Origin of the sequence: Chryseobacterium sp. CCNWLW53, assembly GCF_037083525.1 — a bacterium.
Classification (GTDB): domain Bacteria; phylum Bacteroidota; class Bacteroidia; order Flavobacteriales; family Weeksellaceae; genus Chryseobacterium; species Chryseobacterium lathyri.
The window spans coordinates 604,330-616,608 of record NZ_JBAOJR010000004.1; the positions used below are offsets into that span (position 1 = coordinate 604,330).

A 12,279-nucleotide genomic window follows, 5' to 3' on the forward strand; every position below is an offset into this window, starting at 1 on the left:
AATTATAATACAATGTTAGTAGAAAATAAATCAATAGCCATAGTAGGTGCCGGGCCGGGAGGATTGACGCTGGCAAGACTTTTACAGCTTAAAAATGCCAATGTAAAGGTATATGAAAGGGATCTTAATAAAAACGCCCGGGTTCAGGGTTCTCCGCTTGATATGCATGAAGGATCGGGAATGGATGCCATCCGAAGTGCTGGTCTCCTGGATGAATTTAAAAAGAATTACCGTCCCGGAGCAGACAAAATGCTGATCGTAAATGAACACGCAGAAATCATATTCACCGACCACGAAACAAAACCTGATGAAGATTTTGGTAACAAGCATTTCCGTCCGGAAATAGACCGCGGACCATTGAGAAACATGCTTCTGGAATCTCTGGAACCTGAAACAGTGATCTGGGACAGTCATTTTATTGCGATGGAACCTAAAAATGGAGGCTGGCAGCTGCAATTCAAGAACGGTTTTTCGGCCTATGCGGATATTGTCATTGCTGCCGACGGTGCCAATTCTAAGATCCGCCCTTATCTTACAGACCTGAAGCCGATCTATTCAGGAATTTTAATGCTTGAAGGCAATGTATATAATGCAGAAAAAACGGCTCCGCATATCAAAGAACTGATCAGGGACGGAAAGATAATGGCTTTTGGAACTCATAAAAATCTGCTTATGGGCCAGAAAGGAAGTGGCGATCTTGGATTTTATGCAAGTTTCAGAACCAATGAAAACTGGGCTAAGGAAAGCGGTCTGGATTTCTCTGATCAAATGCAAATACTGGAATGGTTTAAAAAAGAATATGCTGAATGGAGCAGCATCTGGTACGAGCTTTTCGAAAATGCCTCTGTCCCTTTTATTCCGCGTCCTATTTATTCTATGCCTCTGGATCAGTCATGGGAAACAAAACCCAATCTCACCCTGCTTGGAGATGCAGCTCATGTAATGCCTCCGTTTGCAGGAGAAGGAGCCAATATGGCAATGCTGGATGCATTGGAACTGAGTGAATGTCTGACATCTGATCGCTTCACTACTCTGGAGGAAGCCATCAGTCATTATGAAATTCAGATGCGCAAAAGAGCTGCTGAAGCCACAAAAGAATCCCTGGAAAATGGTGACAGAATGCATTCCAAAACGGCATTAGATGATATGCTGGAATTTTTCAGCAGTCATTAAAATAAGTTAATTTTTCCGGGCTTTTACAGATCGGAGACTTCCAGCTCATCAAAGTTTTTGACCTCTGAAAGAGCCATATTTTTTTTAGCTATTTCAGTCAGTGAGCATGCGCTTTATGAATTTTAATTCAGAAGAATATTCCGGTAAAAAGTTTTACATATATTTGAAATCAGGGAAAGCATCAATCGTTTTCCATAATAAATATATTCTAACAACTAAAAAACAGACATGAAAAAAGTAACAGGAATCGGAGGTATCCTTTTCAAATCGAAGGATCCAAATGCAATAAATGAATGGTATAAAACCCATCTCGGCCTTGAAACAACTCCCTACGGAACCAGTTTTGAATGGCGTGAAAGTGAAGATACTTCTAAAAAAGGACTTACACAATGGGCTCCTTTTACAGAAACTACCAAATATTTTGAACCTTCTACGAAAGATTTCATGATCAATTACAGAGTGGAAAATCTGGAGGCATTGGCAGAGGAATTAAAAAAGGAAAACGTTACGATTCTGGACACTATCGAAACTTATGATTACGGAAAATTCCTGCATATTCTGGATCTGGAAGGAAACAAGATTCAATTGTGGGAGCCGATTGATTAGTTGTTGTTTAAATTTATTTAAGAACAAACAATCATATATAAAATTAAAAGTCCGGTATAGTCCGGACTTTTTCTTTGTTAAGTTTTTTAAGGCATCTATTGGGTCACTTTGATCATTGCCCAGGTAATCTGATCTTCTTTTTCTTTTGAATAGGCAGAATCGAAAGGTTGCATCACATCGAACAAATATTGATAGAAAGGAGTGATCTTTTGTACATTTTCAGATTCCTTTATCGCCTTTTCTTTACCCATCTGCTGAAGATCTTTGAGGAAAGTGTTGAACTTCTTATCAATTGGTTCTATAGATTTTACCAGATAAGCATATGCCTTTTCATCCTGTCCCAATTTCTTATAAGCATCTGTAACAGCAGCTACCACAAGAGAATATTCCATTGGTTTGGATCTCATCTGTCTTCTTGCAAAATTTTGATCAGCCGGTGAAAGACTCAGATAGTAATCGTACTCTTCAAAAATACCTTTTTTCAGGATTTCTGCCAGCTGCAGACCTTTCTTCTCCTGTCCTGCAATGATATATCCGGTGACCATAGAGCTCAATGAGCGGGGATCATTGTATTTTTCAGCAGGAATTTCTTTTGAGGCAAGGTCTAATAATTCTATAGCTTTAGCTTTCTGTCCTTTTAATGCCAATGCTGAAGCGGCCCTTCCGGCCGTCATTCTGTAGCCCATAATGTTTGAGGTGGCTGCTTCATCATAATGAATATTCAGGTCTTTAAAATTTCCCCATCTGAAGTTTTTCACAACATTATAAAGTGAGTTGACCTCTACCCTGCCCATATCACCATCCAGGTTTGGAGCTGTATGAATAGGCACTAATTTGTAGCTGAAACCTTCAAACTGAAGATATTCGTCAAGATAAAAGATATTCTCGCTGTCGTAGATTCCTCCTGATGAGAAGTTGATGGGACGTTTCCAGTCGAAATTGGCCAACATATCCAGCATCATGAGGTTGTTTTTATAAAGCGTGTTTCCTTTATAGGTAATCATGATCTGGTTCACTACATCCGGAAGATCTGCCTGGGTGATAATTCCTGCTTTTAAAGCATTTTCTTTATTAACCGGAAGAATGAACTTGTTTACCGGAAGAATATTATATTCCGCATATTTTTCTTCACCGAAGTACATTTTCAGAAGCTCATCTTTTTCAGGAGATTTAAACTTTAGAAAGTTGATTGCTTCCTTCAATGTCAGTGAATCCTGTGTAAGGTATTTTCTGAAGGCTCCGAATTGCGTATCAGGGACCCCCTGTTCTTTCAGCATAGAAAAAATTCCTTCCCAGTCTTCTTTCTTCATCATGTAGATCTGGTCGTTTACACCGTCTCTGTAGTCCTCGTGAGTCAGTTCACTTGGAATTCCTGCCGCATTGTATGTTTTTCTCTTTACCTGATCAATATACCATGGAGTCGCCAACAAGGTGAAATTTACGGTTTTTACATCATCGCGGAACCGCTCTGTTTCCTGAATAGCCCACACAGGGAAGGTATCGTTGTCCCCATAGATAAAAATGATATCATCTTTAGACAGTGATTTCAGGAATGAATAGGCATAGTCGCGCGCTGCTGATTTTTTGCTGCGGTCATGCGGCGTATAGTTCTGGAATCCCATCATAAAAGGGACACCCAATAAAACTACTCCTAAAGCGATGTTTGCTCCGTTTGATTTTATCTTAGACTGGATAAACCATAAAATGGCTCCTGCTCCAAGGCCAATCCATATTGCAAATGCATAAAAGGATCCCACCATCGCATAATCTCTTTCCCTTACTTCAAAAGGCTTCACGCCTGTGTAGAAAACAATTCCGACACTTGTTAAAATAAATAATGAAAGCAGTGCATAGAATCTTCCAAAGTCCCTGTTAAGCTGGAAAAAGAAACCGATCAACCCTAAGATTAAGGGTAAAAAGAAGAATTTAACCTTACTTTCATTCTTGAATTTTGCAGGCATTTTATCCTGGTTCCCAAGCAGTGCATTATCGATGAAAGGAATTCCGGAAATCCAGTTTCCTCTTGTATTCTCCATTTTACCTTCAAGGTCGTTCTGCCGTCCCACGAAGTTCCACATCAGGTATCTTACAAAATAATACCCATTCTGGAATGTAATGAAATAATCCATATTCTGAGCCAGTGAAGGCTTCTGAACATTGATCAGGTTGTAAGGTTTCACTTTCAGGTAATCAGCTGCCGTAATGGATTTGTCTTCATATTTAGCTCTCAGTTCATCAAAAATCTGTTTTGCCTCAGGATTGTCTGCCACATCTTCATTGGCATAATTGAAGGTAAAGTCAGGAGCTCCGTACATAGAAATGTAGTTTGCCATTACGTCTTTATCTTCATTAAACATTCTCGGCATTAAGCTGATCTGAGACTGGCTGAATGTATAATTGAATCGGTCCCCGGTTTTTCTGTAAGTTCCGGTTTTTTCATCTTTTTCATAGATTTCTCCGGTTTTCTTCGTTTTGAAGCTTCCGTCTTCATTTTTCTCAATTCCGTTGGCATCAAGGAAAGCAGTATAGTTTTGACCGTAAATAGTTGGCCAGTCACCGTACTGCTCCCTGTTGTAATAATCCAGCATACCAATGGCAGTATCAGGATCATTAAGGTTCATTGGTGGATTAGCATTCGCTCTGATAGGAATAACCATCCAGCATGAGAATCCAATGATCATATAAACCACTGACAGTGCAGCCGTCTGATATATATTTTTCTTTGCTCTTCTGGCATATTTAATCAGGAGATAAGATATTACAACCATCAGAATAAATGCTACTATCGTTCCTGAATGGAAAGGAAGTCCAAGCCCGTTCACAAAGAATATTTCCAGTCTTCCGAACATCGTCATGATCAATGGGAAGATAATTTTGAAAACAATGATCAGGATTCCCAGTGTGATTGCGTTGGCCCAGATAAAGTTTTTCCAGGTAAATTTATAATTTCTTGCATAGTATACCAGACATACCGCCGGAACTGCAAGCATCCCCATCATATGAACCCCTACAGAAAGCCCCAATACAAAGAAAATAAGGATGATCCATCTTTCGCTGTCTTTCGCCAGGTATTCATTTTCCCATTTGGTAATGAGCCAAACGAGTAAAGCAATAAACATAGAAGCCATGGAATATACCTCTCCTTCTACAGCAGAAAACCAGAATGTATCTGAGAATGTAAAGCATAATGCTCCTACTGCTCCTGCAAAAAGAATGGAGATTTCCTGGTGTTTTGTAATTTCATCAAAATCCTTGTTCAGCAGCCGTCTTACAAAATGGGTAATCGTCCAGAACAGAAATAAAATCGTCAGCGCACTGAACAATGCAGACATCGCATTAATTACGATAGAATAATTTTCACCTTTCCCTAAAGCAAAAATGGCTGCCACGGCACCCACAATCTGGAATAAAGCAGCTCCGGGAGCGTGCGTTACTTCAAGTTTTACAGCTGAGGAAATGTACTCGCCGCAGTCCCAGAAGCTAAGATAATGTTCCATGGTGGAGAAATAGGTAATCAGTGCGATAACGAAAATCACCCATCCTAAAACAGTGTTCCATTTTTTAAAAGACCAGTTCTTCATAAACTATGTAGTTTCAATACATAGTAAGACAACCCAGATTGGGGAATTATTACATAGTCATTAAAAAACTTAATATCATTAAATAGATTTAAGATTGTACTCCAAAAAAAATTACTCAACTCTGAATTTTCTGTTTTTACAGTCTACCGTCAGTTTATGATTCAGGAAAAGCTTATTCCCTATCATTCCCTGCATTCCGGAGGTTTTCATTAAAAGGTTCTGCATCTTTGAGGTTCCTTCTATATAGGTCACTTCCGAAAGCTTAAGGTTGCGGTTTCCAATCTTGATTATTTGGTCGGCAGGTGCAGAAATAACCGTTAAAATATTTCCCCAGGAATTTCCTTTTTCTTTTTTGACATTCCCGTTTGAGATTCTGTATTTGTCCCATTCTTCCCTGTTGGTAATAAGCTCGTATCCGCTGGTCCCTGAATCGTAAAGCAGTTTCAGATTTTGATTTCCCAGTTCTGAAGGAAACAATATTTTACGCTTTTTAAATTCAAAGGCTTCAAAACCTTTTTCATTTATATTCTCAACAAATGAACATACCGTGTTTTTAAAATCCAGAATCATAATCCGCTTTTCCAAAAGGTCTGTTCCGATAGTTCCAATGATATGAACCGTTTCGGTATTATCAGGATGTATTGCCCTCCCATAATTTAACAGTTCAAAACGGTCAGACGTTATACTCATATTTCCTATGCTGAACTGCAGTGAAATCTGGTTTTCCTGTTTTTGAGACGGAATCTGATTCTGAAATTTTTCCCGGAGAGATTCTATGGATTTTTTGTAAAACAGCGTCGTTGGAGATCCGGAATCCAGCTGCATATAAAATGTTCTGTCAATACCTTTGAATTGTACAGGAAGAAGAACTGCCACATGAGCATTTCCTTCGGCAGAGTCCCATCGCATACCTATATTTTGTGCAATACCTGAAACAGCCAGATTGTTTTCCGGTGGTGTAAATTTTTTATCAAAATATAAGTAACCACCCAATAATATCAGGACAGTACATACGGCAACCGATAATGCAATTTTCTTAAAGATTTTCATACTTCAATTTTCTGCAAGATTCAGCATTATTGTTTGATTTTCCTGCAAAAACAATATGACAAGTTTACGTCATTTGTACGACAACAGCTATAAAAAACTGGTTTTCAATTTGATACATAAATCGTTTTTTGTATTCAAACAGATACCATTTTTAATAATTACAAACAGTTTGGCACAGAGAAAAGCAATTAAAAAGACCAGAAAAAGTGGAATCTTCACTGCCAATAGTTTCTGGATGAACGGACTTATGATCATTAAAACAGAGACAGCAACTGCCAGAATGATTTGAACGCTTACTATATTTTTACCAAGCTCTTTACTAACCGGATCTTCGGTTTTGTAAGTTAAAATCAAAGGGAATATAACTCCCCCAAACGGAATAATAAGCCCCAGCAGGGCAGAAAGATTAATTAATTTTGCTCTATCAACAGAGGATTTTTCTTCATCTGCAGAGATCAGATTTTCAGGATCTGTTTCCAGAATACCGGCAATAGCTTTCAGGGTAAATCCTTTAGGAACAGTTCCTGCTTCAATGCGCTGAACCGTCCGTAATGAAAGGCCTGACTTTTCGGCAAGTTCGGCCTGGGTCATATTCTTCCCTTCTCTCAAAATCTTAACCTTGTTTTTCATTGGGTTATTAATTTTAATAGCTTTTGTCAGACTTTAACGTTAATTACTTCTTAGCTCACCAATTTCTTTTACCAGCTTTGGATACATTTTCTGTAAATCCGTTCCTCTTTTCGGTTCCCGGTTCATGCTGCGTTCCATGCCGTCGTAATCGTTTTCAGGATATAATTCGTATACGGTGTCTTTTATAATGGATTCTTCATCGTCGTGATTTTGGGCATACGCCTCATCAGCAACATACAGCAGACCTTCTGCCCAGCAGTCTCCGATATTAAAACTGTATTTTCCACTTACGAACGACTGAATATCAGCTTTTATATCTTCAAAGAAGTCTTTTCCCTTCAGCAGCAGCCAACATCTGAAATAGATAAATCCATCATCAGAAAGATAATCATCAAAGACATATATTCCATTTTCATTCTTAAAATCACCCTCCAGAATGATTGAGAGTTCTGCAATTTCAGCGGTATAAAGCTCACTTAGTTTTTCCTGAAGCGTTTTTTCAAAAAGTATCATTCTGTCTTTCCCAAATTTGGACAAATAATCGGTCAGATTCTCAATATGCTCATCAATATCATATTCACTCCAGTGGGCTTTTTTATATTTGTTGGATTTGTCAATGGCTTCCCAAAAATAAATATCGGCTTTTTCGTTATCCGAAAGCTCCGCTTTTTGTGGGATTTCATCATTTTCCTGAATTTCTGTATAGCCTTTTTTTATTTTTTGAGCAATCAGTTTTTCAGATTCCTGAATGCATTCGCTTTCATCGGCATATTCTTTAGCTGTTTCCCGGCCTTTAGTTCCGGTTTTTCCAAAAGATATTTTCTGTACTTTTCCGGAATACTCAATATTCCAAAATTTGTCGGATAGCTCTTTTTGGTTGATAAAGTTCCTTTTCATAAAAAATTGTGATGGTATTTTCTTAAAGTAGTGAAACTACAAAAAATTGTGGAATCAAAAAAGAATAATCCCTTAATGATAAACGTTTTCAGTGAATTTTAGTACGTTTTTTAGCTGAATATCTTCCTGAGAATTAATAGGTGTTATTCAGTCCTCCATCTAAAGGAATACTGGCTCCGGTAAGATAAGATGAATATTCCGATGCCAGAAAAGCAGCCAAATGACCATATTCTTCGGTTTTACCCAGTCTTTTCATCGGAATTTTATTTTCTCTGGCTTTTTTTATTTCTTCCTGAGATTTGCCTGTCTGCTGCGACTCGTGACTGATCAGATTCTGAATACGCTCCGTATCAAAATATCCTGTCAAAATATTGTTGATCGTAATCTGATGCTGTGCCACTTCATTGGATAATGTTTTTGCCCAGGCAATCACGGCTGAACGGATGGAGTTGGAAAGGGATAAATTATTGATCGGCTCTTTGACAGATAATGAAGAAACATTGATGATACGCCCATTTTTCTGTTTGATCATATGTGGCAAAGCCAGTAGAGTTGTCTCACAAACCGTTTTAAAAAGCAGATCAAATGCTTTTTGATAGTCGTCTACATTTTTATCCTGTGCCAGCCCCGGTTCCGGGCCATTGGTATTGTTAACCAGGATATCTATAGAGTTATTGCTGAAATATTCGGAAATAATCCTTCTGTATTCTTCAAAATTAGAAAAATCGGCCACCAGATACTGATGCTTCTGACCGGAATTGATTACAGGCAATGAAGATGCCATCTTTTTAAGTTTTGCTTCATTGCGGGCCATTACAGTTACGTTAGCTCCGCATTTGGCCAGCTCCAATGCTATTCCTGCACCGATTCCCTGGGTAGCAGCTCCTACTAAAGCATTTTTTGAAAAAAGTTCAATATTCATAAGTGGATCATTATTGAGGATTATGGGTATATAAATGTAGCAAAAAAGCTTGACATCCTGAGCCAATAAAACGCTAATTACTGATTATACGAGAAAGTATTTTACCTGGGTAATGCAGGAGGCAGCACTCTTTCCGGCTTTGTGGATAAAGTCCTTAGAAATGCTTCCAGTTGAGTAATTTCTTCATCCGTAAGATCCAGCAGCCTTACAAAACCTGATTTTTCAGAAGTAAGTGCTATTCCCTGATGAACTGTTGACCGTTTTTGGGAATGTTCAGGGTTTCCTCTGCTATAAAACTGGATCACCTCCGTTAGGGTGGCCATAGAGCCGTTATGCATCCATGGTCCTGTTCTCGCGACTTCACGCAGTCCGGGTACGCGGAATTTCCCGGCATCTTCCGGTTTTTTGGTCACCAGATACCGGCCCAGATCTTCTTCTTTCGATCCCAATGAAGAAGTTCCTACATTTTCAAACTGATTGTTGGAAAAATAACCGGAGCTGTGGCAGTTCATGCACTGGGCTTTGGTCCGGAAAAGATGCAGTCCCATCAGTTCATCATCAGAATAGACATCTGCTTTCCCATCAATGAACTGATCAAATTTAGAAGTTCCGCTCTTTATGGTTCTTTCAAAAGCCGCTATTGCCTTGGAAATCCTGTCTTTTGAGACCATTTTATCTCCAAATGCTTTTTCAAATAATATTTCATAGCCTTTAATCTTTGCAATTTTTCCGGCTGCAAGATCAATGTGCCCGTTCATTTCTCTTTCATCACGAATCGGCATTTCGGACTGTTCTTCAAGGGATGCAACGCGGCCGTCCCAAAATAATGACCGCGCATAAGCTACATTCAGGATGCTCATTGCATTTCTGGTACCAAGCTGCCTGTCGTGCCCAAAAGAGAAGGTTCGGTTATCACACCATCCCAGTTCAGGATCATGGCAGGAAGCGCATGCGATCTGATTGGATTGGGAAAGCCGCGGGTCGTAGAAAAGTGTTTTTCCCAGCAAAGCTTTATCTTCAGAATAGGGATTATCCCCAGGGAACTGAATTTCAGGCAGATGTCCTATTTCAGAAAAATAAGGTCCAGCTTGCGGATCCAGAATTGGTTTCGGCCATTTTGAAGGGTCTCCGGAAGAATATAATTTCCTCAGTTCCACAAGGAATGAGGATTTTTTCCTGATTTCCTTTTGAACATTATTGCTGAAACAGTTATTCAAAAGAGACACCGTAAGAAATGTAATTAATATCCAGCTCAGGACATTCTTCATGAATATTGGATTTTGGCAAAAATAGGGAATCTCTTAAATACATTTCAAAAATTGATAGGAAGATTCTGTTTTTCATTTTACATACAGCAAGTTTTACAAAAAGTTCTTATGAATCTCTCTGTACAACTCTCCATATGCCTGGACAAGCTCCTCTAAACTAAATCCGCGGTTCAAACCACTTGTATTCGGTAAGACCCAAACCCGGCATCCACAAAAATCTTCGGGTTGTGAACCCCATGGAATTTCTTTTTTCCCTGAAAAATATTTATACGCTGCCTTACCGAGAAATACAATATATTTTGGCTGAAATTCCGTCATTTTTGTTTTAAAAAATTCCAGGGAGCCGTCGAACTCCTCTTTTGAAAGCTCATCGGCACGGGATGTTGCTCTTGCTACAGCAGTAGTAAGCCCATATCCGAAATCTAAAATACTTCGATCATTTTCAGCTTCGATCTGGTACGGAGTAAATCCTGCCTGGTGCATCACTTTCCAGAACCGGTTGCTCTTTCCGGAAAAATGGTATCCTTTTTCAGCAGATTTTAAACCGGGATTGATTCCACAAAAAATAACGGTGAGATTTTTGGCAATGATATCTTTCAACATGTTAAAAGCAGGTATAATTTATTGGTCTACAATTCTCTATGAACAGCAAGATAATATTTATTTTAAAATATCCAATGATCATCTTCGTTGCAGCTGATTATCAATAAAAAAATCATTAAAAAACAATTGTGGCATAAATATTATTGTATATCATATAAATACACCAGATGGAAAACATGTTACAAAATATAGAACTGATACACCGGTATTTATCTATTAGTATAACACACCAGTTTTACTCAACCGTTGATTTGGAAGGTGAATATACCTTTACACAGAATATCGTATCTAAAAAGACCATCATTGCCTCTACATTTACAAACAAAATACTACTTTATCCTAAACTGAAATTATTTTTAACCGCACTGATTACTGAAATCAATAACGGAAATTGCACCGTTGACTTTATCCGTGAAAAAATCAAACATTTTGAGGAAATAAAGTATCTGCCAGTCAAAAGAATTATTTAAACAAAAAAAATCCTTACAGATGAAGTAAGGATTATTCTATAATTCTAATATTATCGCATTTTATACGATTCCTACTAGTTTAGTTTAGTTTATTTATTGCTGTAAATATTTAGCTACTTTTTCTTCCAGATCATCAAGGTTGAATGGCTTAGCCACATAATCATCAGCCTGAGCTTCCTGTGCCAGCCTCACAATGTCATTGTTGGCTGTTACATAAATAACCGGGATTGACCTGAACTCTTCATGACTTTTCAGAAGCTGGGTTGCCTGAACTCCTCCAATTTTCGGAATCCAGTTATCCATGAGAATAACATCTGGCTGAAACTGCGAAACTTTTTCCAAAATATCATGAGATGTTTCTGAAATTTCGACCTGATATCCATTCTCTTCAAAAATGATGGTAATGATCTCTAAAATAGTGGTATCATCATCAAAAATCAAAATCTTCTTTGCGCTCATATTCTTTCTATTTAAATCTTAGGGTTGTTATACTGTATTTTTTATAATTGATTGATATAGTCTGCCAGATTATCCGGTGTAATGATTAAATCATAGGCAACTTCCTGCAGCGCATGCTTAGGCATATACTCTACCTCGGCCGTCTCCGGTTCCTGAATCCAGACTTTTCCTTCATTTTTTTTGATAAATCCCAAACCTTCCACTCCATCAGCATTGGCTCCTGACAGCAGAACGCCCACCAGGTTTTTTCCATACACTTCCGCAGCAGATTTGAAGGTTACATCGATGGATGGCCGCGAATAGTTCATTTTCTCTGAAAAATCCAGTGACATCATATTTTTGTTCTCGAACAGAAGGTGATAATCTGCAGGAACCACATATACTTTATTATTCTGAATTTCTGTTTTATCATCCACTTCCACCACTTCAATGGAAATGAACTGCTGCAGCAGTGTCTGCAGGATATTGGTTGAATAAGCCTTACGGTGCAGTATCAGAACAATAGGGAAACTGAGCTTATCTTTCAATTTTTTAAGCATTTCAAGAATGACCTGCAGACTTCCTGCGGACCCTCCTATGACCACTAATTCTGTTTTTGTATTTTCTGTTTCCATGATCAT

12 protein-coding genes are annotated in these 12,279 nt (G+C 38.4%); 3 read left to right on the forward strand and 9 right to left on the reverse strand.

Annotated features, from left to right (window positions below; all coding sequences use genetic code 11):
• Positions 1-12 precede the first annotated feature (12 nt).
• Together V6R96_RS15790 and V6R96_RS15795 are read left to right on the forward strand one after the other, a co-directional pair.
• Entirely contained in the window at positions 13-1,173 is a 1,161-nt protein-coding gene (locus tag V6R96_RS15790; RefSeq protein WP_336379190.1) for an NAD(P)/FAD-dependent oxidoreductase, read from the forward strand.
• A gap of 228 nt (positions 1,174-1,401) precedes the next feature.
• The gene (locus V6R96_RS15795; protein ID WP_111959672.1) at positions 1,402-1,779 is read left to right on the forward strand and encodes a VOC family protein; all 378 of its coding nucleotides are present in this window, start codon (positions 1,402-1,404) and stop codon (positions 1,777-1,779) included.
• A 95-nt stretch (positions 1,780-1,874) separates the two neighbouring features.
• Here V6R96_RS15795 and V6R96_RS15800 read toward each other — a convergent pair whose 3' ends face one another.
• From V6R96_RS15800 to mug, 7 genes are all read right to left on the reverse strand, one after another.
• Positions 1,875-5,360 carry a DUF2723 domain-containing protein gene (locus V6R96_RS15800; protein ID WP_336379189.1) on the reverse strand — a complete coding sequence of 1,162 codons (3,486 nt, stop codon included), beginning with the start codon at positions 5,358-5,360 and terminating at the stop codon, positions 1,875-1,877.
• 111 nt (positions 5,361-5,471) lie between these two features.
• Positions 5,472-6,410 carry a hypothetical protein gene (locus V6R96_RS15805; protein ID WP_336379188.1) on the reverse strand — a complete coding sequence of 313 codons (939 nt, stop codon included), beginning with the start codon at positions 6,408-6,410 and terminating at the stop codon, positions 5,472-5,474.
• An 87-nt stretch (positions 6,411-6,497) separates the two neighbouring features.
• Complete coding sequence (locus V6R96_RS15810; RefSeq protein ID WP_223558879.1) at positions 6,498-7,040, reverse strand: helix-turn-helix domain-containing protein; 543 nt, start codon at positions 7,038-7,040, stop codon at positions 6,498-6,500.
• A 39-nt stretch (positions 7,041-7,079) separates the two neighbouring features.
• Entirely contained in the window at positions 7,080-7,937 is an 858-nt protein-coding gene (locus tag V6R96_RS15815) for a DUF4240 domain-containing protein (RefSeq protein ID WP_336379187.1), read from the reverse strand.
• Positions 7,938-8,070: 133 nt separating this feature from the next.
• Positions 8,071-8,859: an SDR family oxidoreductase gene (locus V6R96_RS15820; protein WP_116013973.1), complete on the reverse strand. Its 789-nt coding sequence runs from the start codon at positions 8,857-8,859 to the stop codon at positions 8,071-8,073.
• 101 nt (positions 8,860-8,960) lie between these two features.
• Positions 8,961-10,127 (reverse strand): cytochrome c peroxidase, encoded by a 1,167-nt coding sequence (locus V6R96_RS15825; protein WP_336379186.1) that lies wholly within the window; start codon positions 10,125-10,127, stop codon positions 8,961-8,963.
• 93 nt (positions 10,128-10,220) lie between these two features.
• Positions 10,221-10,730, reverse strand: coding sequence for a G/U mismatch-specific DNA glycosylase (mug, locus tag V6R96_RS15830; protein WP_336379185.1), 510 nt, complete (start codon positions 10,728-10,730; stop codon positions 10,221-10,223).
• A gap of 167 nt (positions 10,731-10,897) precedes the next feature.
• Between mug and V6R96_RS15835 the strand changes: the two genes are divergently transcribed.
• Positions 10,898-11,200, forward strand: coding sequence for a hypothetical protein (locus V6R96_RS15835; RefSeq protein ID WP_336379184.1), 303 nt, complete (start codon positions 10,898-10,900; stop codon positions 11,198-11,200).
• Positions 11,201-11,293: 93 nt separating this feature from the next.
• On the opposite strand, the gene V6R96_RS15840 is transcribed toward V6R96_RS15835, so the two are convergent.
• On the reverse strand, positions 11,294-11,659 hold the full coding sequence (locus tag V6R96_RS15840; RefSeq protein ID WP_111957457.1) for a response regulator: 366 nt from the start codon (positions 11,657-11,659) through the stop codon (positions 11,294-11,296).
• Between the two features lie 41 nt (positions 11,660-11,700).
• Positions 11,701-12,273, reverse strand: coding sequence for a chemotaxis protein CheB (locus tag V6R96_RS15845; RefSeq protein ID WP_223558873.1), 573 nt, complete (start codon positions 12,271-12,273; stop codon positions 11,701-11,703).
• Between the last annotated feature and the right edge of the window lie 6 nt (positions 12,274-12,279).

Bases quoted from the DNA above. Each gene is read 5' to 3' on its own strand.
- mug (WP_336379185.1), bottom strand. From the start codon at position 10,730: ATGTTGAAAGATATCATTGCCAAAAATCTCACCGTTATTTTTTGTGGA.
- V6R96_RS15800 (WP_336379189.1), bottom strand. From the start codon at position 5,360: ATGAAGAACTGGTCTTTTAAAAAATGGAACACTGTTTTAGGATGGGTG.
- V6R96_RS15825 (WP_336379186.1), bottom strand. From the start codon at position 10,127: ATGAAGAATGTCCTGAGCTGGATATTAATTACATTTCTTACGGTGTCT.
- V6R96_RS15840 (WP_111957457.1), bottom strand. From the start codon at position 11,659: ATGAGCGCAAAGAAGATTTTGATTTTTGATGATGATACCACTATTTTA.
- V6R96_RS15845 (WP_223558873.1), bottom strand. From the start codon at position 12,273: ATGGAAACAGAAAATACAAAAACAGAATTAGTGGTCATAGGAGGGTCC.
- V6R96_RS15795 (WP_111959672.1), top strand. From the start codon at position 1,402: ATGAAAAAAGTAACAGGAATCGGAGGTATCCTTTTCAAATCGAAGGAT.
- V6R96_RS15790 (WP_336379190.1), top strand. From the start codon at position 13: ATGTTAGTAGAAAATAAATCAATAGCCATAGTAGGTGCCGGGCCGGGA.
- V6R96_RS15815 (WP_336379187.1), bottom strand. From the start codon at position 7,937: ATGAAAAGGAACTTTATCAACCAAAAAGAGCTATCCGACAAATTTTGG.
- V6R96_RS15805 (WP_336379188.1), bottom strand. From the start codon at position 6,410: ATGAAAATCTTTAAGAAAATTGCATTATCGGTTGCCGTATGTACTGTC.
- V6R96_RS15835 (WP_336379184.1), top strand. From the start codon at position 10,898: ATGGAAAACATGTTACAAAATATAGAACTGATACACCGGTATTTATCT.
- V6R96_RS15810 (WP_223558879.1), bottom strand. From the start codon at position 7,040: ATGAAAAACAAGGTTAAGATTTTGAGAGAAGGGAAGAATATGACCCAG.
- V6R96_RS15820 (WP_116013973.1), bottom strand. From the start codon at position 8,859: ATGAATATTGAACTTTTTTCAAAAAATGCTTTAGTAGGAGCTGCTACC.